16 protein-coding genes, 10 tRNA genes, 3 rRNA genes and 1 other RNA gene are annotated in these 21,825 nt (G+C 49.5%); 29 read left to right on the top strand and 1 reads right to left on the bottom strand.

The window, feature by feature from the left end:
• Positions 1 to 8: 8 nt before the first annotated feature.
• The 29 genes from NYE29_RS09425 to NYE29_RS09285 all read left to right on the top strand — a co-directional run bounded on the left by NYE29_RS09425 (position 9) and on the right by NYE29_RS09285 (position 20,272).
• Positions 9 to 1,286 (top strand): radical SAM protein, encoded by a 1,278-nt coding sequence (locus tag NYE29_RS09425; RefSeq protein WP_076114535.1) that lies wholly within the window; start codon positions 9 to 11, stop codon positions 1,284 to 1,286.
• 117 nt (positions 1,287 to 1,403) lie between these two features.
• A complete protein-coding gene (gene rpmE / locus NYE29_RS09420; RefSeq protein ID WP_076114536.1) occupies positions 1,404 to 1,601 on the top strand; it encodes a 50S ribosomal protein L31 in 198 nt (65 codons plus the stop codon).
• A gap of 140 nt (positions 1,602 to 1,741) precedes the next feature.
• An RNA gene (gene ffs, locus NYE29_RS09415) (signal recognition particle sRNA large type) lies at positions 1,742 to 2,010 on the top strand.
• 145 nt (positions 2,011 to 2,155) lie between these two features.
• Positions 2,156 to 3,931, top strand: coding sequence for a DNA polymerase III subunit gamma/tau (gene dnaX / locus NYE29_RS09410; RefSeq protein ID WP_340895616.1), 1,776 nt, complete (start codon positions 2,156 to 2,158; stop codon positions 3,929 to 3,931).
• A gap of 49 nt (positions 3,932 to 3,980) precedes the next feature.
• Positions 3,981 to 4,292, top strand: a complete 312-nt coding sequence (locus tag NYE29_RS09405; RefSeq protein WP_038584581.1) for a YbaB/EbfC family nucleoid-associated protein — start codon at positions 3,981 to 3,983, stop codon at positions 4,290 to 4,292.
• Positions 4,293 to 4,328: 36 nt separating this feature from the next.
• The gene (gene recR / locus NYE29_RS09400) at positions 4,329 to 4,925 is read left to right on the top strand and encodes a recombination mediator RecR (RefSeq protein ID WP_038584584.1); all 597 of its coding nucleotides are present in this window, start codon (positions 4,329 to 4,331) and stop codon (positions 4,923 to 4,925) included.
• Between the two features lie 231 nt (positions 4,926 to 5,156).
• Positions 5,157 to 5,414 carry a DUF2508 family protein gene (locus NYE29_RS09395; protein WP_076114538.1) on the top strand — a complete coding sequence of 86 codons (258 nt, stop codon included), beginning with the start codon at positions 5,157 to 5,159 and terminating at the stop codon, positions 5,412 to 5,414.
• A gap of 31 nt (positions 5,415 to 5,445) precedes the next feature.
• Complete coding sequence (locus NYE29_RS09390; protein ID WP_038584589.1) at positions 5,446 to 5,712, top strand: pro-sigmaK processing inhibitor BofA family protein; 267 nt, start codon at positions 5,446 to 5,448, stop codon at positions 5,710 to 5,712.
• Between the two features lie 345 nt (positions 5,713 to 6,057).
• Positions 6,058 to 7,613 (top strand): 16S ribosomal RNA (locus tag NYE29_RS09385).
• A 105-nt stretch (positions 7,614 to 7,718) separates the two neighbouring features.
• Positions 7,719 to 7,835 (top strand): 5S ribosomal RNA (gene rrf / locus NYE29_RS09380).
• Between the two features lie 39 nt (positions 7,836 to 7,874).
• A tRNA-Ile gene (locus NYE29_RS09375) sits at positions 7,875 to 7,951 on the top strand.
• 23 nt (positions 7,952 to 7,974) lie between these two features.
• Positions 7,975 to 8,050 (top strand) — tRNA-Ala (locus tag NYE29_RS09370).
• Positions 8,051 to 8,202: 152 nt separating this feature from the next.
• Positions 8,203 to 11,129 (top strand): 23S ribosomal RNA (locus tag NYE29_RS09365).
• Together the 16S, 23S and 5S rRNA genes with 10 tRNA genes alongside form the textbook arrangement of a ribosomal RNA operon.
• An 81-nt stretch (positions 11,130 to 11,210) precedes the next feature.
• Positions 11,211 to 11,302, top strand: a tRNA-Ser gene (locus NYE29_RS09360).
• Between the two features lie 26 nt (positions 11,303 to 11,328).
• Positions 11,329 to 11,405: transfer RNA gene (locus tag NYE29_RS09355), tRNA-Met, on the top strand.
• A gap of 8 nt (positions 11,406 to 11,413) precedes the next feature.
• Positions 11,414 to 11,489: transfer RNA gene (locus NYE29_RS09350), tRNA-Val, on the top strand.
• A 39-nt stretch (positions 11,490 to 11,528) separates the two neighbouring features.
• A tRNA-Thr gene (locus tag NYE29_RS09345) sits at positions 11,529 to 11,604 on the top strand.
• Positions 11,605 to 11,620: 16 nt separating this feature from the next.
• Positions 11,621 to 11,698 (top strand) — tRNA-Asp (locus NYE29_RS09340).
• A 29-nt stretch (positions 11,699 to 11,727) separates the two neighbouring features.
• Positions 11,728 to 11,803: transfer RNA gene (locus NYE29_RS09335), tRNA-Phe, on the top strand.
• A 5-nt stretch (positions 11,804 to 11,808) separates the two neighbouring features.
• Positions 11,809 to 11,894: transfer RNA gene (locus NYE29_RS09330), tRNA-Tyr, on the top strand.
• A 7-nt stretch (positions 11,895 to 11,901) separates the two neighbouring features.
• Positions 11,902 to 11,974, top strand: a tRNA-Lys gene (locus NYE29_RS09325).
• 107 nt (positions 11,975 to 12,081) lie between these two features.
• Positions 12,082 to 13,014, top strand: coding sequence for an NAD(P)/FAD-dependent oxidoreductase (locus tag NYE29_RS09320; RefSeq protein WP_340899673.1), 933 nt, complete (start codon positions 12,082 to 12,084; stop codon positions 13,012 to 13,014).
• A gap of 109 nt (positions 13,015 to 13,123) precedes the next feature.
• Entirely contained in the window at positions 13,124 to 14,218 is a 1,095-nt protein-coding gene (locus tag NYE29_RS09315) for a PucR family transcriptional regulator (RefSeq protein ID WP_038584592.1), read from the top strand.
• A gap of 107 nt (positions 14,219 to 14,325) precedes the next feature.
• Positions 14,326 to 15,447 (top strand): ABC transporter ATP-binding protein, encoded by a 1,122-nt coding sequence (locus NYE29_RS09310; RefSeq protein WP_038584594.1) that lies wholly within the window; start codon positions 14,326 to 14,328, stop codon positions 15,445 to 15,447.
• Between the two features lie 298 nt (positions 15,448 to 15,745).
• Complete coding sequence (hprK, locus tag NYE29_RS09305) at positions 15,746 to 16,684, top strand: HPr(Ser) kinase/phosphatase (protein WP_038584597.1); 939 nt, start codon at positions 15,746 to 15,748, stop codon at positions 16,682 to 16,684.
• A gap of 12 nt (positions 16,685 to 16,696) precedes the next feature.
• Positions 16,697 to 17,728 carry a prolipoprotein diacylglyceryl transferase gene (lgt, locus tag NYE29_RS09300; protein ID WP_340895606.1) on the top strand — a complete coding sequence of 344 codons (1,032 nt, stop codon included), beginning with the start codon at positions 16,697 to 16,699 and terminating at the stop codon, positions 17,726 to 17,728.
• A 7-nt stretch (positions 17,729 to 17,735) separates the two neighbouring features.
• Positions 17,736 to 18,389: a pyrophosphatase PpaX gene (ppaX, locus tag NYE29_RS09295; RefSeq protein WP_340895604.1), complete on the top strand. Its 654-nt coding sequence runs from the start codon at positions 17,736 to 17,738 to the stop codon at positions 18,387 to 18,389.
• Positions 18,386 to 18,904, top strand: coding sequence for an acyltransferase (locus tag NYE29_RS09290; RefSeq protein ID WP_340895601.1), 519 nt, complete (start codon positions 18,386 to 18,388; stop codon positions 18,902 to 18,904). The genes ppaX and NYE29_RS09290 overlap by 4 nt, the downstream gene beginning before the upstream one ends.
• A 168-nt stretch (positions 18,905 to 19,072) precedes the next feature.
• Positions 19,073 to 20,272: an acyltransferase gene (locus NYE29_RS09285; RefSeq protein ID WP_340895599.1), complete on the top strand. Its 1,200-nt coding sequence runs from the start codon at positions 19,073 to 19,075 to the stop codon at positions 20,270 to 20,272.
• Between the two features lie 100 nt (positions 20,273 to 20,372).
• Here NYE29_RS09285 and NYE29_RS09280 read toward each other — a convergent pair whose 3' ends face one another.
• Positions 20,373 to 21,812 carry a copper amine oxidase N-terminal domain-containing protein gene (locus tag NYE29_RS09280; protein WP_340895598.1) on the bottom strand — a complete coding sequence of 480 codons (1,440 nt, stop codon included), beginning with the start codon at positions 21,810 to 21,812 and terminating at the stop codon, positions 20,373 to 20,375.
• Positions 21,813 to 21,825: the final 13 nt, after the last annotated feature.

Genomic DNA, 21,825 nt, shown 5'->3' with positions numbered 1-21,825 from the left:
AGACTAACATGTATTTGGTATATGCCGACGGGCAAGGAAACGTATATGATCATCCCGAGCTGTACGGGCTTGCCCGCAGCGGAGATATGATTGTTGAGATGCTGGAGGAAGAATTGATTCCGCTGCCGGAAGGCGCGACGCTGGTAGGACTGCCTAATACGCGGGCAGTGGGCATGAACCCCGAGACAGGGGAAATGCTGCCGTTGCCGAAAGGCTCGCAGGCTGTAGGCGCACTGTTACCGCAGGGTTTTACAAGGCTTTGTCTTCCTGGTTATGTCAAGACAGACAAGTCGTATAAGCTTCCGCTGTTCGGATATTCTGCTGTAGTGTGGAAGGATGGCGGCTTCTACGTGGCTGCTGATCTTACGGACGATCCCGAACAATGGAACCCTTTGAATTGTGACCGGGAGAATGTGGAAGCCGGAGTCGGTGATTTGACCGCCAAGTATCCGGAGAACCGTCTTTATGATCATCTTTCCAACTGCGCGCTGGGCTATGAATGCCTGACTTCCTCCAATACCTTTTTAGGTCGTTGGGAAGGTGCGGTTCCGGTCTCCTATTCTTGCAATGCCGGGTGCTTTGGCTGTATTTCCGAACAGCCTGATGACAGCGGGTTTGTATCACCGCAGACCCGTATGAACTTCCGGCCTACGGTGGATGAAATTTCTCAAGTCATGCTGGAGCATCTGAAGACGCCTGAGTCCATCATCAGCTTCGGTCAGGGTTGTGAAGGCGAGCCTTCCACACAGGCCAAATTAATTATTGAGTCTATTCGTGAAGTGCGTTCGGTTACCGATATGGGCTATATCAATATCAACACCAACGCCGGGCTGAGCGACCATATCCGCGGGATTGTTGATGCAGGGCTTGATTTGATGCGGGTGAGTACGATCAGTGCTTTGGATGACCATTACAACGCTTACTACAAGCCTCGCGGCTACACTTTGGCAAATGTGGAGAAGTCGTTGAAATACGCTGCGGCGCAGGGTGTATATACGTCTATCAATTATCTGATTTTCCCCGGGGTCACGGATCGCGAGGAAGAAATTGAGGCGATGGTGGAATTTGTAAGACGTACGGATCTGAAACTGATTCAGATGCGTAATCTGAACATTGATCCCGAGAGTTATTTAGAACTCATTCCTCCAGCGCAAGGCGAAATTCTGGGTATGAAGACGATGCTTGAGATTTTCCGCGAGGAACTTCCGGGTGTGGTTATAGGCTCCTTCACTCATGTCCCTCCAGCGGATTTGGCCCGTGCCAAACAGCGCAGAGTCCATATGTAGCACGGAAATATGGGCTTCAAACATATTGCAGACTTCTACCTTTCATGCTAAAATACCGTTGTATGTTTAATAACTCTGGGTCCGCATGAGTCCTAGGGCATGAGAGGTGAAATTCAAATGCAACAAACAATCCAACCCAAGTACAACCTTACTAAGGTAACCTGCGCATGTGGCAACACATTCGAATCCGGTTCTGTTAAACAAGAGCTGCGCGTCGAAATTTGCTCTAACTGCCATCCGTTCTTCACTGGCAAGCAGAAATTCCTTGATGCCGGTGGTCGCGTTGATAAATTCAAGAAGAAATACGGTATCTAATCAGCCTTGCCTTTCAGTGGCATAAGATTGGACTGCCCCTTGGCTTTTTAGCCAGGGGGTTTTTATATGATAGAGGGAAATAATCCCATTTCCGCTTGTCGGGTTGATTTTTATCGGGCGGTGAGCTATACTTATCTTCGCCGTGCTAGACGGGGAGGTAGCGGTGCCCTGTAACTCGCAATCCGCTGTAGCGAGGTTGAATTCCTGTTAGAGGTGCTGTCGATGTGAGGCCTTGGTCCCTATGGACTGTGTTGACGGTTGGGTCCTCCGCAATGAGTGCTTGTGAACCTGGTCAGGTCCGGAAGGAAGCAGCCATAAGCAAGTTTACTCTTGTGCCGGAGGGTAGCCTAGCCCGAGCAGTCTTGTAGGGTTGCCGCTTGGATCGCAGCCATCAATAACAGGTGCACGGTTTTATATTATGAACATATCGTTAATGATAGCGTCTTTGCCACAAGCAAAGATGCTTTTTGTTTTTGGTCAAAGTCTGGGGAATATAGTATAATAAATTAGCGACAAATGCCGGAAAGCGGCAGCCTAAGAAAGGGTAATGCATAGTGGAACATATCGCGCTGTACCGTGCTTGGCGGCCGCAGTCGTTTCAAGACATGGTAGGACAACAGCACATTATCCAGACGCTGCAGAATGCGATTCGTGAACAGCGGGTTTCGCATGCCTACCTGTTCAGCGGCCCGCGGGGAACCGGCAAGACGAGTGCTGCCAAAGTGCTCGCCAAAGCGGTCAATTGCGAGCGCGGTCCGGGTCCGGAGCCATGCAATGAATGTCCATCCTGTGTGCGGATTTCCGCTGGCAACGTAATGGATGTGCAGGAAATTGATGCGGCCTCCAACCGGGGTGTTGAAGAGATTCGCGATCTGCGGGATAAGGTGAAATATGCGCCTACCGAAGTACGCCGTAAAGTGTATATTATTGATGAAGTGCATATGCTGACAACAGAAGCGTTTAACGCTCTGCTAAAGACGCTGGAGGAGCCGCCGCCCCATGTCATGTTCATTTTGGCGACGACAGAACCTCATAAATTGCCGGCAACGATTATTTCCCGCTGCCAGCGTTTTGACTTTCGCAGAGTATCGCTCGAGGAGCAGAGCGGCCGGCTAACTGAAATCTGTCAGAAGGAAGGCATTACTGCAGATGCAGATGCATTGCAGTACATTGCCCGCCTGTCCGATGGGGGGATGCGCGATGCTCTCAGCATACTGGACCAGATTTCTTCCTTTACAGACGGCAATGTGACTTACCAGCAAGTGCTGGGAATGACGGGGGGGATTCCTTCCGAGCAGTTTGCCCGCCTTGCAACAGCCATTCTGGAAGGTGATATGGGTCTGCTTCTGGAACTTGTCGAGCAGCTTATGCACGAAGGCAAAAGCGCTGACAAATGTCTGGAGAACCTGCTGTATTATTTCCGTGATCTGCTGATGATCAAGATGGTGCCGGGCGCGGATCAGCTAACAGACCGGGTTCTCAATCCTGCTGAATTCCGCGACATGGCAGCAGCGTTCTCCCGGGAGCGGCTGTTTGAAATTGTCGAGACCCTGAACCGTTATCTGGGAGAAATGAAATATGCCACTCATCCGCAGACTTTGTTTGAAGTGGCGCTGATGAAGTTATGCAGCTTGCAGCAGGGCGGAGGAGCTCCGATTCTGGCGGCTGCCCCTGGCTCAGTAGCCTCCCTGCAGCCTTCAAGCGGCAGCCCCTCCGTGGATTCGGGGGAACTAGAGCTTCTTAAGCGTCAGATTGCCGCATTGGAGAAGAAGCTCGAGCAGGCTATGCAGTCCGGTGGGATATCCGGTAACGGCTCAAGAGATCAGGCTTCCGCCCAGAAGCCAGCCCAAAGCTCGGCTCCACGAATCTCCTCACCCTCCAAGCTGCCTCCGCAGCTGGATAAATTCATCGCCGGTAAAGACAGCGCTGATTTCGCTTCGGTGTTTAAACAATGGAGCGTCGTCTTGCAAGGGGTGAAGGAGGAGAAGGTAACCGTGCATGCCTGGTTTGTTGACGGTGAGCCTGTGTCTGTAATGGAAGATGCGGTGCTTGTGGCCTTTAAGAACACAATTCACCGGGACACCACAGAGAAACCGGCCAACAGACAGGTGATTGAGAATGTGTTAGCTGCACGGCTGGGTAAACCCTACCGTCTGGTTACGATACTTCTGCGCGACTGGAATGAAGCGGCGCAGAAGTCTGCTGCACAACCGGGCAAGGAGGAGCTTCGTCTCGAGCATGAGCATGAAACTGCTGAGACAAAGACTGAACCATGGATTGACGAGGCTATCCAGCTCTTTGGAGAAGACCTTGTTGTCATAAAAGAGTAGCATTTAAGCCTATGAGCGCAAAAAGCGCATTCCAAAGGAGAGACGACTTATGAATAATATGAACCAAATGATGAAACAGGTTAAAAAAATGCAGGAGCAAATGCTCAAAGCCCAAGAAGAGCTGGGAAGCAAGACGATCGAAGGTTCTTCCGGCGGCGGCGTGGTTACTGTACAAGTGAATGGCCATAAGAAGCTGCTGTCCATGCAAATCAAACCAGAGGCTGTTGATCCGGAAGATATCGAAATGCTGCAGGATCTTGTCATCACCGCTGTAAACGACGCCCTTACCCAGGCTGAAGAGCTGGCTAACAACGACATGGGTAAATTCACCGGCGGAATGAAGATCCCTGGCTTATTCTAGGCCTACTCCACTCCAGACCAAAGGAGAACCATCAATTTGTATTATCCAGAACCGCTAGCCAAGCTGATCGAAGCTTTTACACGTTTGCCCGGGATCGGCCCGAAGACAGCAGCCCGGCTGGCTTTTCATGTACTCAACATGAAAGAGGATGAAGTTATTGACTTTGCCAAAGCGCTTGTCAGTGTCAAACGCAATCTTCATTACTGCTCGGTCTGCTGCAACATTACGGACACCGATCCATGCCGTATATGTCAGGACAAAACCCGAGATACCTCAGTGATCTGCGTGGTACAAGACTCCAAGGATCTTGTAGCCATAGAGAGAACCAAGGAGTTCGACGGCTATTATCATGTGCTTCAGGGTGCAATCTCACCGATGGAGGGCATAGGTCCCGACGATATAAGACTTAAGGAACTGTTGACCCGTCTGAGCGACGAGAGAGTGAAAGAGCTTATTATGGCCACTAACCCCAATATTGAGGGTGAAGCTACAGCTATGTATATCTCCCGTCTGGTCCGTCCGTTCGATATTAAAATCACCAGAATAGCCCATGGCTTGCCTGTGGGGGGCGATCTGGAGTATGCGGACGAGGTTACCTTATCCAAAGCTTTGGAAGGCCGTCGTGAGCTCTAAGCAGTTCTGACATCATAATCAGCGAAGGAAGCCCGCGAGGGCTTCTTTTTTATATAGGAGGGCGCATACGTCCTGAACGATACATTACATACAAGATAGGCTATGAACCGCCGTCTTACTTTGTGGGACTTTTTAGTTCTAAGTTTGTCCCCATCTTTATATGAATGAGAATATGCAAGACGCGGAAGCTGCGTTATCAAGCATAGAATTATTCTTGAGGGGGAATCGCAAATGGGTTGGTGGGGCTCGAGAAAGCAGGGAAACGATGTAAAAAATGTTCAAGTGTCAGACTTGGATGAGCACTGGAATGTATTCCTCGAAGTGTCCAAGGCGCAAGCGGAGTGGCAAAGAGCCTATTTGATGTTTGATGAGGCGCTGGGCCAGGATCAAATTGATTATGCGATATATATTCTGGAGGCAGCAGAACGCAAATATCAAATTCATCTTAAGCATGCTAAAAGCTTGGGGCTTAACCGCAGTCTATTATAGGCTTGGTCAAGATATGTAAAGGGGGAGCACAATGCTAAGATTGGCTGCAATGGGCGTATTGATATTATCCGGGTTATTATTGATATTAATAGTTTTTCGTAAAAAATTGGGCTGGGCCTGGCTCAGTTTGTTTGGGACTCATCTTATTCTTGCTGCGCTGGGCATTTATATAGTGAATTTCTCCGGATTGCTTACGGAAGTTTATCTTCCTTTAAACCCGGCAACCATAGGCGCAGTAACGATTCTTGGACTTCCGGGAGTCCTGATGCTGCTCGGTTTAAAAATAACTTTGTTTTAATGGTTGACGCATGTTATTAATTTATGATACATTAAGTCTCGGCCCTTTGGACAAGATATCACTTGATAACTTGCCAATAAGGAAAGCGAAAAAAGAAATTAAAAAAACGCTTGACTGAAGTAAGGGTGCTGTGATATATTATAAAGGTCGCTGCTGACAAGCAACGACGACGAAATAAGAGACATTGATCTTTGAAAACTGAACAACGAGTGAGTGGGAAATCACGCAAGTGAGATCCAAAACTGATGAGTTTCACAGCGTATTTATACGCTTTAGAAATTTCATCTTGAGAATGTAAATTCTCGTCAGATGTTTCAAATTGAGCAATCGCTCTTTCTAAATACCAATTTGGAGAGTTTGATCCTGGCTCAGGACGAACGCTGGCGGCGTGCCTAATACATGCAAGTCGAGCGGAGTTATGATGGAGCTTGCTCCAGATTAACTTAGCGGCGGACGGGTGAGTAACACGTAGGCAACCTACCTCTTTGACTGGGATAACTACCGGAAACGGTAGCTAATACCGGATAATTCCTTTGTTCACATGGACGAAGGATGAAAGGCGGAGCAATCTGCTACAAGGAGATGGGCCTGCGGCGCATTAGCTAGTTGGTGGGGTAACGGCTCACCAAGGCGACGATGCGTAGCCGACCTGAGAGGGTGAACGGCCACACTGGGACTGAGACACGGCCCAGACTCCTACGGGAGGCAGCAGTAGGGAATCTTCCGCAATGGGCGAAAGCCTGACGGAGCAACGCCGCGTGAGTGATGAAGGTTTTCGGATCGTAAAGCTCTGTTGCCAGGGAAGAACGTCCGGTAGAGTAACTGCTACCGGAGTGACGGTACCTGAGAAGAAAGCCCCGGCTAACTACGTGCCAGCAGCCGCGGTAATACGTAGGGGGCAAGCGTTGTCCGGAATTATTGGGCGTAAAGCGCGCGCAGGCGGCTATTTAAGTCTGGTGTTTAAACCTTGGGCTCAACCTGAGGTCGCACTGGAAACTGGGTGGCTTGAGTACAGAAGAGGAAAGTGGAATTCCACGTGTAGCGGTGAAATGCGTAGATATGTGGAGGAACACCAGTGGCGAAGGCGACTTTCTGGGCTGTAACTGACGCTGAGGCGCGAAAGCGTGGGGAGCAAACAGGATTAGATACCCTGGTAGTCCACGCCGTAAACGATGAGTGCTAGGTGTTAGGGGTTTCGATACCCTTGGTGCCGAAGTTAACACAGTAAGCACTCCGCCTGGGGAGTACGGTCGCAAGACTGAAACTCAAAGGAATTGACGGGGACCCGCACAAGCAGTGGAGTATGTGGTTTAATTCGAAGCAACGCGAAGAACCTTACCAGGTCTTGACATCCCTCTGAATCCACTAGAGATAGTGGCGGCCTTCGGGACAGAGGAGACAGGTGGTGCATGGTTGTCGTCAGCTCGTGTCGTGAGATGTTGGGTTAAGTCCCGCAACGAGCGCAACCCTTGACTTTAGTTGCCAGCAGGTCGAGCTGGGCACTCTAGAGTGACTGCCGGTGACAAACCGGAGGAAGGTGGGGATGACGTCAAATCATCATGCCCCTTATGACCTGGGCTACACACGTACTACAATGGCCGGTACAACGGGAAGCGAAGCCGCGAGGTGGAGCCAATCCCAGCAAAGCCGGTCTCAGTTCGGATTGCAGGCTGCAACTCGCCTGCATGAAGTCGGAATTGCTAGTAATCGCGGATCAGCATGCCGCGGTGAATACGTTCCCGGGTCTTGTACACACCGCCCGTCACACCACGAGAGTTTACAACACCCGAAGTCGGTGGGGTAACCCGCAAGGGAGCCAGCCGCCGAAGGTGGGGTAGATGATTGGGGTGAAGTCGTAACAAGGTAGCCGTATCGGAAGGTGCGGCTGGATCACCTCCTTTCTATGGAGAATCGTCACCTGCAACGGTGACATTCAAATCGGAAGCTTAGCTTCCAAAACACTCACTCGTGTTCAGTTTTGAAAGAGCAAGTCTCTTTCGTATGCGTTTGGTGGCGATAGCGGAGGGGTTCCACACGTACCCATCCCGAACACGACCGTTAAGTCCTCCAGCGCCAATGGTACTTGGACCGAAGGGTCCTGGGAGAGTAGGACGCTGCCAAGCGCAACCTTATGAAGTTTATGAGGTGCATTGATAGAATAAGGGCCTTTAGCTCAGCTGGTTAGAGCGCACCCCTGATAAGGGTGAGGTCGGTGGTTCGAGTCCACTAAGGCCCACCATTCTTAATTTAATATCCTATTATGGGGCCATAGCTCAGCTGGGAGAGCGCCTGCCTTGCAAGCAGGAGGTCAGCGGTTCGATCCCGCTTGGCTCCACCAAAATGATTTAAACTCAATACTTCTTTAAACTTGATCCTTGAAAACTGGATACCGAAACGAATTTGCGTTTTAGAACATCTTTTAGCTGAAACTTGTGTGAACAAGTTTTAATTATAGCGATGCTAGCGGTTTTCCTTCTGGAAAAACGCATTGGTTAAGCTAATAAGAGCACACGGAGGATGCCTAGGCGCCAGGAGCCGACGAAGGACGTGGCGAACAACGAAACTGCCTCGGGGAGCTGTAAGCAAGCTTTGATCCGGGGGTGTCCGAATGGGGAAACCCAGCTGTGGTAATTCGCAGTTACTTCTCTCTGAATACATAGGGGAGATAGAGGCAGACCAGGGGAACTGAAACATCTAAGTACCCTGAGGAAGAGAAAACAATAGTGATTCCGTCAGTAGCGGCGAGCGAACGCGGAACAGCCTAAACCAAGGGGCTTGCCCCTTGGGGTTGTGGGACGTCTCACATGGAGTTACAAAGGAATATGGTAGGTGAAGAGGTCTGGAAAGGCCCGCGATAGAGGTAAAAGCCCTGTAGCCTAAACTGTGTTCTCTCCGAGACGGATCCCGAGTAGTGCGGGGCACGTGAAACCCCGTATGAATCCAGCAGGACCATCTGCTAAGGCTAAATACTACCTGGCGACCGATAGTGAAACAGTACCGTGAGGGAAAGGTGAAAAGCACCCCGGAAGGGGAGTGAAATAGAACCTGAAACCGTGTGCTTACAAAAAGTCAGAGCCCGATCTATGGGTGATGGCGTGCCTTTTGTAGAATGAACCGGCGAGTTACGTTTAACATGCAAGGTTAAGGTGAGAAGCCGGAGCCGCAGCGAAAGCGAGTCTGAATAGGGCGACTGAGTATGTGGACGTAGACCCGAAACCGTGTGATCTACCCCTGTCCAGGGTGAAGGTGCGGTAACACGCACTGGAGGCCCGAACCCACGTATGTTGAAAAATGCGGGGATGAGGTGGGGGTAGCGGAGAAATTCCAATCGAACTCGGAGATAGCTGGTTCTCCCCGAAATAGCTTTAGGGCTAGCCTCGGTGAATGGAGTGGTGGAGGTAGAGCACTGATTGGGTGCGGGGCCCGCAAGGGTTACCAAGCTCAGTCAAACTCCGAATGCCATTAACTTCTTGCCGGGAGTCAGACAGTGAGTGCTAAGATCCATTGTCAAAAGGGAAACAGCCCAGACCATCAGCTAAGGTCCCCAAGTGTGTGTTAAGTGGGAAAGGATGTGGAGTTGCACAGACAACCAGGATGTTGGCTTAGAAGCAGCCACCATTGAAAGAGTGCGTAATAGCTCACTGGTCGAGTGACTCTGCGCCGAAAATGTAACGGGGCTAAACACACCACCGAAGCTATGGCTAGATGCTTTGCATCTGGGGTAGGGGAGCGTTGTATGCAGGTTGAAGGTGTACCGTAAGGAGCGCTGGACAGCATACAAGTGAGAATGCCGGTATGAGTAACGAAAAGATCAGTGAGAATCTGATCCGCCGAAAGCCCAAGGTTTCCTGAGGAAGGCTCGTCCGCTCAGGGTAAGTCGGGACCTAAGGCGAGGCCGAAAGGCGTAGTCGAAGGACAACAGTTTGAAATTACTGTACCACCGTAATCCGCTATGAGCGATGGGGTGACGCAGGAGGGTAGTGACGCGGACTGATGGATGTCCGTCTAAGCAGTGAGGCTGGTGTGTAGGCAAATCCGCACACCATTAAGGCTGGGCTGTGATGGGGAGCGAAAATTATAGTAGCGAAGGTCATGATCTCACACTGCCAAGAAAAGCCTCTAGCCAGGAGAAGGTGCCCGTACCGCAAACCGACACAGGTAGGCGAGAAGAGAATTCTAAGGCGCGCGGAAGAACTCTCGTTAAGGAACTCGGCAAAATGACCCCGTAACTTCGGGAGAAGGGGTGCCTCGGTAGGGTGAATAGCCCGAGGGGGCCGCAGTGAAAAGGCCCAAGCGACTGTTTAGCAAAAACACAGGTCTGTGCGAAGCCGCAAGGCGAAGTATACGGGCTGACGCCTGCCCGGTGCTGGAAGGTTAAGGGGAGCGGTTAGGAGCAATCCGAAGCTGTGAACCGAAGCCCCAGTAAACGGCGGCCGTAACTATAACGGTCCTAAGGTAGCGAAATTCCTTGTCAGGTAAATTCTGACCCGCACGAATGGCGTAACGACTTGGGCGCTGTCTCAACGAGAGATCCGGTGAAATTTTAATACCTGTGAAGATGCAGGTTACCCGCGACAAGACGGAAAGACCCCATGGAGCTTTACTGCAGCTTGATATTGAATTTGGGTACGATCTGTACAGGATAGGTGGGAGCCGTAGAGGCAGGAGCGCAAGCTTCTGCGGAGGCGCCGTTGGGATACCACCCTGATCGTATCTAGGTTCTAACCTAGTGCCCTAATCGGGTACGGGGACCGTGTCAGGCGGGCAGTTTGACTGGGGCGGTCGCCTCCTAAAGAGTAACGGAGGCGTTCAAAGGTTCCCTCAGAATGGTTGGAAATCATTCGAAGAGTGCAAAGGCATAAGGGAGCTTGACTGCGAGACCAACAAGTCGAGCAGGGACGAAAGTCGGACTTAGTGATCCGGTGGTACCGCATGGAAGGGCCATCGCTCAACGGATAAAAGCTACCCTGGGGATAACAGGCTTATCTCCCCCAAGAGTCCACATCGACGGGGAGGTTTGGCACCTCGATGTCGGCTCATCGCATCCTGGGGCTGAAGTAGGTCCCAAGGGTTGGGCTGTTCGCCCATTAAAGCGGTACGCGAGCTGGGTTCAGAACGTCGTGAGACAGTTCGGTCCCTATCTGTCGTGGGCGCAGGAAATTTGAGAGGAGCTGTCCTTAGTACGAGAGGACCGGGATGGACGTACCGCTGGTGCATCAGTTGTTCCGCCAGGAGCATGGCTGAGTAGCTACGTACGGACGGGATAAGCGCTGAAAGCATCTAAGCGTGAAGCCCCCCTCAAGATGAGATTTCCCAATACGTAAGACCCCTTGAAGACGACGAGGTAGATAGGTTGGAGGTGGAAGTGCAGCAATGCATGGAGCTGACCAATACTAATCGGTCGAGGGCTTATCCAACAAGTAAGACGCAGATTCGTTTCGGATTCAGTTTTCAGGAATTAAGGTTCCTGAATGAATTTACATGGCACCAACTTGTTTGGAGAGATACCCAAGTGGCTATAAGGGGACCCTCTGCTAAGGGGTTAGACTGCGTAAGCGGTGCGAGGGTTCGAATCCCTCTCTCTCCGCCATTTCAAATTCATAATATTGTTAGTGTGGCGGCGTAGCTCAGCTGGCTAGAGCGTACGGTTCATACCCGTGAGGTCGGGGGTTCGATCCCCTCTGCCGCTACCATACAACCCGGAGGCTTAGCTCAGCTGGGAGAGCATCTGCCTTACAAGCAGAGGGTCGGGGGTTCGATCCCCTCAGCCTCCACCATTTTCACAATTCAACACCGTTTCAACACTTTTACACCGTGCCGGTGTAGCTCAACTGGTAGAGCAACTGACTTGTAATCAGTAGGTTGGGGGTTCAAGTCCTCTCGCCGGCACCATTATTTTTACAAATGCGGAACCGTGGTGTAGTTGGCCTAACATGCCTGCCTGTCACGCAGGAGATCGCGGGTTCGAATCCCGTCGGTTCCGCCATTTTTTTTATGTTTTATGGCTTTTTTTATGGCTCGGTAGCTCAGTCGGTAGAGCAAAGGACTGAAAATCCTTGTGTCGGGGGTTCGATTCCCTCCCGCGCCACCATATATGGAGGCTTAGCGAAGTGGCCAAACGCATCAGACTGTAAATCTGCTCACGTACGTGTTCGGTGGTTCGAATCCATCAGCCTCCACCAGTTTTATGAGCCATTAGCTCAGTTGGTAGAGCACCTGACTTTTAATCAGGGTGTCGAAGGTTCGAGTCCTTCATGGCTCATCCCAATCAGAAAGTCATCACCTTCGGGTGGTGGCTTTTTTGTGTTATCGTCATACGCAGGAAAATGAAATTGCTGACATCGAGTTTAAAATTTCTGTCTCCGTTTAATTTTTGCCGGTCTGCAGGCGGCGATTCAATTGGGACGTTACTCCGCCCACCATGTGCTTGTGATAGACGCGGGAGGGGGAAGATCTAACATTTGCCGCAATTATCATAATATATTGGGCTGGCCAGAGGGAATATCCGGTGAAGAGCTTAGGGCAAGGGGGAGGCGGCAGGCTGAAGTTGCCGGGGTAGAGTTTGTTACGGATAGGATTACTAAGGCAGAGAAGCAGAATGGTTTGTTTCAGCTGAACGGTTTCGAGAATCAGTGCTATAGTTCCAAGACATTGCTGCTTGCAACAGGTGTAATGGACCGCTTTCCTGAGTTGCCGGGGCTTGTAGCTACATTAGGAAAGACGGTATATGTATGCCCGGATTGTGATGGCTACGAAATTCAGAACCGGCAGACCCTATTGCTGGGTTCAGGTGACGTAGGGGCAAATATGGCTTTTGTTTTGCGCGAGCGTACGGGTGATCTGACTTATATCAATCATGAATGCCAGCCGGTATCGGCAGAAAACCGCCAACGTCTTGATGAACAAGGAATCTTATACGTAGAGGAAGCAGTTGCACGAATCGATGAGGAGAATGATGGAATCATTAAAGCGGTAGTCCTGGAGAGCGGAAATACTTTGCTTGCGGAGCGTGGGTTTATCGCCTTTGGGAACAATGCGGTACATTCGGAACTTGCGGCAGAGCTTGGGGTGAAGCTTCATAAGAACAAGCATATCGAAGCGGATAAGCGTTCATTAATGACCAATGTGGAGCATTTATGGGTGGCTGGTGATGTCGCTGTTCATGCAGAGCAAGCTACAGCTGCAATGGGCGAGGGAGCGATAGCCGGTATTTGGATGCATAAAGAGTTAAAGAAGATATCCATGGTAAGCTTGCCGCCGTCTAAGCAAAATCATAGCGAAATGGTAAAACAAAATAAATGATTCCTCAAATTGTCGATTGTGTCTTAGTAATCGGAGGGACCAGGCCGCATAATGTTGGGAATTATGATAAAATAGGCGAAAAGAGCAAAAGTGGTGGAGTATGGTGACAATGGATAGTGAGGCATTGCGTCAAAAATTGGAGCAGCTCACCGGAAAGAGAACCGGAATCAAGCAACTCGGGAGGCAGCATTCAGCTTCTCTTTTTGGCATAGGCAAAGAAGAGTTGGATCAGCCGGTCACTCATGAAGGTCATCTCTGGGTACCATTGTATGAGAACGAGGGAAGAATAACTGCGATATGGGTAGAGATGGATGGCCTTTCAGCCCTTGAATTGCAATTGGTCAATTATGCGGCACGGAATTTTGCGGTCGCGCTCAAGGCCACAGGGTTAAAGGAAGAAGGAGAAGTAGAGGCCCGGCAGCTGAGCAACTGGCTGAATTCGCAGCTCGAGCAAGAGAAGAATGATGCAGAGATTCCTGACGAAATCACTCTGAAGGGGCGTTTGTTCGGCGAGATGATTCCTTTTCTGCTGGTGAGTGAGAATGTCCACAATCCGCAGATCTCTTACCGTTCGCTTATGAAGCTGCTGCGCAATTATTTTGAGAACGAAATATTGCTTATCCCCCTGCAGGAGAAGGAATGGTTAATTTTAGCCCGCAAGGAATTGCTGACCGGCGGGGATGATAAGGACGATGAGGAAGAGAGTGTAGATGAGCTTCTGTCACAGACCTGTATGGGGCTGCATGAGCTGATTGCCAGTGAGTGGGTAGGTGTATTCCATCTGGCGGTTGCACCGGCGATCATCCCGGTAAAAGGTTTGACAGGCTCGGTTGCGCTGCTGCGGGAAACGATTGTTTTGGGACGGATTTTTCAGGTTGGCGACTATATTCATCTCCCGTGGGAGCTGCATATGGAGCGGCTGGTGAACAGTATCCCTGATGAGCGGCGCAGGCAGCTGCTAGGACAGATCGGTGACTATACTTCGGTGCTGGCGGATAAGGAGATGCTGCTGACGCTGGAAACTTTCTTCGAGATGGACTGCAATGTGAGTGAGACCGCGAAAAAATTGTACATCCACCGCAACACGCTCCTATACCGGTTGGACAAGATCAAACAGGAGACCGGAGCCGATGTACGGAGCTTTGGCGACGCAGCAATTGTAAAGTTAACCATGTTATTGTATAAAGTGACGAAAAGAAAATAGGATTTTTGTGAACGTTGCAAATAGCCAGCGAGGCACGTCTGGGGTAAGATAAATGTACAAGAAAGCGATTTATTTATAATCAACTAATAACTCGAGGGGGAAATACAATGGCAGGCGTACGTTTAGAGCATATTTTCAAAAAATACCCGGGTTCCGATAAAGCAACAGTAATCGACATCAATCTTGATATTAAAGATAAGGAATTCCTCGTACTGGTTGGACCTTCCGGTTGTGGTAAATCCACTACCCTGCGTATGATCGCTGGTCTGGAAGAAATCTCCGAAGGTAAAATGTACATTGGCGACCGTGTAGTCAATGACGTTGCTCCTAAAGACCGCGATATCGCGATGGTATTCCAATCCTACGCCCTGTACCCGCATATGAGCGTGTACCAAAACATGGCTTTCGGTTTGAAACTGCGTAAAGTGAAGAAAGAAGAAATCGACAAGAAAGTTCGCGAAGCTGCGAAAATTCTCGATATCGAGCACTTGCTTGAGCGTAAACCTAAAGCACTGTCCGGTGGTCAACGCCAACGTGTCGCTCTGGGCCGCGCTATCGTCCGTGATCCGCAAGTCTTCTTGATGGATGAGCCACTTTCCAACTTGGATGCTAAACTTCGTGGTCAAATGCGTGCTGAAATCACTAAACTGGTTAAACGCCTTGAAACCACTTGTATCTACGTAACGCATGACCAGACAGAAGCTATGACGATGGGTGACCGTATCGTAGTTATGTATGATGGTATCATTCAACAGGCAGCTTCTCCTGAAGAACTGTACAATGAGCCTACCAACCTGTTCGTAGCCGGATTTATTGGTTCCCCAACTATGAACTTTATCAATGGTACTCTGTCCGATGTTGGCGGCGCTGTTCGCTTCCGCGCTGAGAACCTTGATGTTGAAGTTCCAGGAGGCAAAGCTACAATCCTGCGCAGCAAAGGCTACATCGGCAAAGAAGTGATCATGGGCGTTCGTCCAGAAGATATCCATGAAGAACCAGTATTCCTGGAAGCTTCCCCGAACACAATCTTCACTTCGCTGGTAGATGTTACGGAAAACCTTGGTCATGAAATGCTCCTTTACTTGAGCGGCCTGGGCAGCAACACTGTAATTGCCCGTGTAGATGGACGTTCCACTACCCGTGAAGGCAGCAAGCCTAAATTGGCAATTGACATGAACAAAATCCACATCTTTGATAAAGAATCCGAACTTAACGTATTGTTGGGCTAAGATAGAAATATCTTCCCTTTTAAAGAAAGCCGCCTGAAAGGGCGGCTTTTTTGTCTTCTTGGAGCTTCCGCTAATGACCTCCTAAGCTGTAGGAATAGATGGGCAGAATATAAACAGGTTTGGGTTCAACTCCTTATATATCAATGGATCTAAGGGCAAGGCAGCAGGTATTAAGATTGCATTAAAGGGGATTATCAATTAAGATAGCAGGAGAATTACCTACGGATGGAATGGAAAGAGTTGTTAACCAAATGTAGGAAAGCGGACATAACCGCAGGTGACGAAAGGACGGACATACATGGCTAAGAAGGTAAAAGTATCGGAATTGGTACAGCATTTTCAATTAGAGGTTGTTTCCGGGCATGAAGGTCTGAAGAGACCGATTACAGTGGATGACTTGAATCGGCCCGGGCTGGAAATAGCAGGTTATTTCGAATATTATCCGGAAGAACGGGTACAGCTGCTGGGCAAGACAGAGCTGGCCTTCTTTTCTATGCTTTCGGAGGAAGAGCGCAAGAGCCGGATTCGCGGGATCTGTAAGGATAATACACCCTGTATTGTCATTACAAGAGCATTGGATGTGCCGCAGGAGCTGATTGACATAAGCAACGAAAAAGGGCTTCCAGTATTGCGCAGCTCGATGGCTACAACGATTTTTTCCAGTAGACTGACCAGCTTCCTTGAAGGCAGACTTGCACCTACAGCAACCATTCATGGCGTTCTCTGCGATGTATACGGTGTAGGCATGCTGATTACAGGCAGCAGCGGCATTGGTAAAAGTGAAACGGCACTTGAGCTCGTTAAACGCGGACATCGCTTGATCGCGGACGATGCCGTGGAAATCCGCCAGACCTCCGACAACCAGCTGCATGGTACGGCACCGGAGCTGATCCGCCATTTGCTCGAAATCCGCGGCGTCGGAATTATAAATGTAATGACGCTCTTTGGTGCAGGCGCAATCCGCAATCATAAGCGTATTACGCTGGTGGTTCGGCTGGAAGCCTGGCAGCAGGACAAGCAATATGACCGGCTTGGTCTGGACGAAGAAACTACACGGATTATCGATACGGACGTTCCCCTCGTAACGATTCCGGTACGGCCAGGACGAAATCTTGCCGTTATTATTGAGGTTGCGGCCATGAACTACCGCTTGAAGCAAATGGGCTTTAACGCGGCTCTGCAGTTTACCAATAAACTTACAGCTACCATATCTGAAGACATGGATGATCTGGACTAGGAGTGTGAGAGCATGTTTTTTTCATTAGCGATTAATCCCATTGTATTCTCCATCGGTTCACTACCCGTTCACTGGTATGGTTTGATCCTGGGATTCGGCGCACTTGCCGGATTATTCCTCGCGATTCAGGAAGGCAAACGGTTTAATATTTCCCAGGAATTCTTTATGGATATGCTGCTGCTTGGAGTGCCGTCGGCGATCATTGGCGCGCGGATATATTTTGTAGCTTTTAAATGGGAGGACTATAAGGATAACTTTATAGATGTCTTCAAAATATGGAATGGCGGGATTGCCATTTATGGAGCCTTGATCGGGGCCATTATTTGCGCCATTATCTATTTCCGCTATAAAGGGTACCCATTCTGGCGTGTTGTGGATATTTGCGCGCCTGGACTGCTGGCCGGACAAATGATTGGCCGATGGGGTAACTTTATCAATCAAGAGGCTTATGGTGGGGTTGTTGAGGAGTCGTTCCTGCGCGATAAGCTGCATTTGCCTGACTTTATCGTCAATCAAATGTATATAGAAAATGCATTCCATCATCCAACCTTCCTGTACGAATCTCTGTGGAGCTTGCTGGGTATTCTACTCCTTATGGTGCTGCGCCGCCAAAGGTTTGTCCGTGCGGGTGAAATCTTCTTATCCTACTTTATCTGGTATTCAATCGGCCGTTTCTTTATTGAAGCTTTGCGTACCGACAGCTTGGGCTTTAACGGCAGCAGCGGTGTAGCTTCATTCGTCAACGGCCTGTGGAGCCCGATGAAATGGATGGGCTTTGAACAAGGGTACTTTGATCCTGCCTATGGAAATATCCGTATCTCGCAGCTGCTCGCTTTGCTGATTATCGTGGCTGCCGTAGTACTTATTATTGTGCGCCGGGTAACCGGTCAATCTAAGGCTCATTATTCCGATCCTATTGTCAGCACCAAGCCGGTCGCGGCAGATTCTGTGGTCCCGGAGAATGCAGTCAATACACCGCAAAAAGCCCCGCAGGCGGCACCGCCTGACAAGGTCAAGTCTGAGGATGCGGAACCGAAGGAGTAGTAACCTGATGATAGAATGCATTCTTTTTGATCTGGACGGAACGATTGTGAATACCAATGAACTGATTATTGGCTCTTTCATGCATGCGCTGAAGGAGAACAATCTTCCGTCTTTGACCCGGGAGCAGATTATCCCCCATATGGGAACAACACTTCATCAGCAGCTGAGCGCGTTCTCCGGCCTTGAGGATACCAGCGTATTGGAGAAGTCCTACCGTTCTTACAACTACGCGCATCACGATGAGCTGATTGGTTCTTTTCCGCGTGTGAATGAAACGATGGAAGAGCTGTCGCGGCGCGGGATTAGAATGGGAATTGTAACGACGAAGATTCGTCCGACTACGCTCAAGGCACTGGAGATGTTCGATCTGCTGAAGTATATGGAAACTATAGTAACGGTTACTGATGTGACACAGCCTAAACCGCATCCGGAGCCGGTGCTGACAGCTATCCGCAACTTAGATGTTGACCCGCAGCATACCTTGATGGTAGGTGACAGCATTGTAGATATCCAATCGGCCAAAGCGGCCGGTGTGCCTGTAGCAGCTGTAGCCTGGTCACTTAAAGGGGAAGAGACGCTGCGTAAATATGAGCCGGATTATATTATCCACGACATGACGGATTTATATGAGATAGTCCGGCAAGGGACGAAGGAATCGTGAGAAACCTAACCCGCTATCCGGTGGAGGGGCATAATTCACTCTGGTACATTTACCGTACAGTTAGCCCATGGAAGGGCGTCCGTAATTTTATTTTTATCCAAATTGCCCGGTATTGCCCCATTCTTCCGCTCAAGAACTGGATTTATCGCCGGATCCTTGGTATGAAGGTGGGTAAACATACGGCATTTGGACTGATGGCAATGGTGGATGTATTTTTTCCGGAGAAAATTACAGTCGGCGAAAACTCCATCATCGGCTATAACACCACCATTTTGGCTCATGAGTACCTGATTAAAGAGTATCGGCTCGGTGAAGTCATTATTGGTGAAAATGTTCTGATTGGCGCCAATACAACCATTCTTCCCGGTGTAACGATCGGAGATGGCGCGGTTGTGGCGGCCGGTTCGGTTGTGCACAAGCATGTGGCGGCCGGATCGTTTGTCGGAGGCAATCCGCTGCGGGAGCTGCGCCCGTGGGACTCGTCAGACCGGTTAGACCGTACAGAAGACCTATAGTTAGAAACAAACCGCTTACGTATTTTACTTGTCCAGGATGCATTATGATGTCTTTTGGGTATAGTTACGTAAGGCGGTTTTTTTCGTTATAGAGGAGCAGCAACAGCTAAAGTTTGCAGGCACCGTCTCTCTTTGCATAGTTAATTTGAAGGAGATGAGAGATTTAAAGTGAATTCCATCAAAAAGGAAAGACTGCCCCAGTTGGATATTTTCCGGGCTTTGGCCATACTTGGTGTACTGCATGTACATGCCACATCGTTCGCAGCAGGAGAGCAGGCACTTCAATCGCCTTATTATGTTTGGATCAACGGGGTCAATATTTTTTTTAGATTCGGGACTCCCTGTTTTATTTTTCTTAGCAGTTTTGTACTGTTCTATAATTACTACGGCCGTCCGGTTACCCGCGGGCTGATGCTTAACTTTTATCGCCGGAGACTAACGTATATCCTTTTGCCTTATCTGCTGGCCTCCATCGGATATCATCTAATGGTTCTCTACATAAACGGTCAATTGCTTGATGATCCGTTAACGAATCTATCCTCCTTTATGTACGCCCTCATTACAGGCTCTGCCTACACTCATTTATACTTCGTATTTATCAGCATTCAGTTCTATTTGGTCTTTCCGCTGATCCTGCAACTGATGCAGAAATCAAAAACAATGGTCACCTGGGCTATACCGATCGGTCTCATCATCCAGTGGGCTTTTGTATTCCTGAATAAATATCAGCTGCAACTTGTGGATAAGGCCAGCTATGCTCCAACGTATATGGCTTATTACATGATGGGGGCTTATCTAGCGATTCATTTTGACAAAATCAAGCCTTGGCTGGAACGGCCCTTCAAAGAGTGGTCCAACAAACAAACAGGAGAGACCCTAGTGCTCTGGGGCAGTTGGCTCGCTGCGGCCTTCATTCAGATTCATCTATGGTATCAAGGCCGGCATTTTGGCCATTGGGTCAACTCGCTGTGGTACGAGCTGCTCTGGAATGCTCACTCCATGCTTTCGGCGCTTGTACTGCTTCATGCCACCTTCCTGATATATCGCACAGCTTCCTGCGGGGTTAATGCCTTTATGACTAGGCTTGGGGAAATCTCCTTTGCTGTGTATCTGCTCCATCCGCTCATTCTGGTGCTGTACCGCCGGTTCCGGTATAACATTCCATTGGACTCCTTGGCCTATGTATTATTCGTACATGGAGGGCTTATAGTGGCTCTGGGGGTAAGCTGGGTGGTAGTTCAGATCTCGTTCCGCCAAATCCGGTGGTCTTGGATCGCATTCGGAAGTGTTCCCCGCTCGCTTGCACCTCAACCTAAGCGGGAGCCGGAAGCAGTGCTAACTTTAGATAATAGCCACGGAAAGGCTTAGCCAGTGTTGAAACAGCAAAAAGCCATCGGCATGAAGAATGCCAATGGCTTGATGTTCCCGGTTATAAGGTACTAAGATCGAGCAGTTACGGGTGTATGCCTTATTTCCCAAATGTGATATCAACTTCAAGCAGCTTGTCTTTCTCCTGACCCAAAGTGACTGAACCTCCGAACAAGGCTGGAATGGACTCCAGTGGAGCGGCCATGATCCCGATCTTGTTCTCAACGGGGGCAGCCAGCTTGACGGTTTGTCCATCGAGCAGGGCTTCGTCCGAACCTACAGTCAGTTCCGCAACGCTGTCTCCTTTGGCGAGAGTAATCAATTTCTTATCGATATCATAATCGAAGGCGATCCCCAGCATCTGCGCATAGAGCTTGAGAGGAGCCATAATAACGTCTCCTGTCGTTGGCGGAAGGAAACCGAAGCTCTGCGGCTCGCCGTTCAGAGAGAGATCTATGGAATAGACTGTGCCCTCCTCTGTATTGACGACTACATTCTCGGCCTGCCGCTTCAGCAGTTGGATCCCCTCTTCCAGGTTATCTGCTGTGACCAGATGGGTCCCTTTAGAGATTCCATCCACAATTATAGAATTAACAGCGCCGGAGTGATGGGACAGATCCTTGTAAAGATCAAGGTCATAGGTGATGTCGCTGTCTGTCTGGAATTCATAAATACTAACATTGGAATAGGAATTAAGCTTATCAAACATATAACGTTTCATTTCCAGCTGGTTGCCGTAACGTTCCGGGTTGGTCATATACCAAACCTGCTGCCGCAGAATCGAATACGGCGGATAGTAGAAATAAAACTTCGTTTCCGGATGGGCCTCGACTATGCTGAGCACATTCTCATTAAAGGTTTGCTTAACCGATTCCAGCGGGTCCTCGTTGTTGCCATAAGCGACCTCATTGTTTCGTGCCGACTTCCAGTTCTTAATGACTAAATCGCGTCCGTAGGTAACCGCTTTGTCCCAGTTGTACAGGCGTTCAAGCGAAGACAACTGCAGGTTCGCCCGTCCCTCTGACTTACTCAAAGCTGTAAGCGCCGACTTAATATTAGATTCATTGAAGACATATTTGTAATCGTTAAGCGGATTGCTGTCGTACAGATATGCGGGGAATTCTTCATTCCCGGTTGCATTGTTATTGCGGAAGGCGAAATAATCAATTCCCCATAATACTTGTTTGACCTGGCCTGTTTTGAAGGCTACCTTTGCAGTCTGATACTGCTCTCCGATGGTCGAGCCTTCAATGGACAATTTAAGAACGTCGCCCTTCAACTTCTCGCCTACATCAGAGGGGAGAAAATTCTCCGTCATGGAGCTGCCGAGAACGATGGTATCATATTTGTAGTTACGGGCTAGCCCGGGATTCTGGTATCGTTCCTGCCAGGAGAGTTTAGGAGTATAGAAGCTGGCCTTGCGGTAGAACTGCAAGGGATCGACCACATAACTAAAGGCACCGATCAGAACAGCGAACACGACAACCATAGTTATAAATTGAAATATGAATTTTTTGTATTTCGTTTTTTTATGCCTCAATTCAATAAATCTC

The organism is Paenibacillus sp. FSL M7-1046 (genome assembly GCF_038007405.1).
In the GTDB taxonomy this organism is placed as follows: Bacteria; Bacillota; Bacilli; order Paenibacillales; family Paenibacillaceae; genus Paenibacillus_AQ.
Note: the sequence above shows the minus strand (reverse complement) of the source record. Positions and strands in the feature narration are given on the sequence as shown.

Bases quoted from the DNA above. Each gene is read 5' to 3' on its own strand.
- NYE29_RS09425 (WP_076114535.1), top strand. From the start codon at position 9: ATGTATTTGGTATATGCCGACGGGCAAGGAAACGTATATGATCATCCC.
- NYE29_RS09315 (WP_038584592.1), top strand. From the start codon at position 13,124: ATGGATAGTGAGGCATTGCGTCAAAAATTGGAGCAGCTCACCGGAAAG.
- hprK (WP_038584597.1), top strand. From the start codon at position 15,746: ATGGCTAAGAAGGTAAAAGTATCGGAATTGGTACAGCATTTTCAATTA.
- NYE29_RS09390 (WP_038584589.1), top strand. From the start codon at position 5,446: ATGCTAAGATTGGCTGCAATGGGCGTATTGATATTATCCGGGTTATTA.
- lgt (WP_340895606.1), top strand. From the start codon at position 16,697: ATGTTTTTTTCATTAGCGATTAATCCCATTGTATTCTCCATCGGTTCA.
- ppaX (WP_340895604.1), top strand. From the start codon at position 17,736: ATGATAGAATGCATTCTTTTTGATCTGGACGGAACGATTGTGAATACC.
- rpmE (WP_076114536.1), top strand. From the start codon at position 1,404: ATGCAACAAACAATCCAACCCAAGTACAACCTTACTAAGGTAACCTGC.
- NYE29_RS09395 (WP_076114538.1), top strand. From the start codon at position 5,157: ATGGGTTGGTGGGGCTCGAGAAAGCAGGGAAACGATGTAAAAAATGTT.
- NYE29_RS09405 (WP_038584581.1), top strand. From the start codon at position 3,981: ATGAATAATATGAACCAAATGATGAAACAGGTTAAAAAAATGCAGGAG.
- NYE29_RS09310 (WP_038584594.1), top strand. From the start codon at position 14,326: ATGGCAGGCGTACGTTTAGAGCATATTTTCAAAAAATACCCGGGTTCC.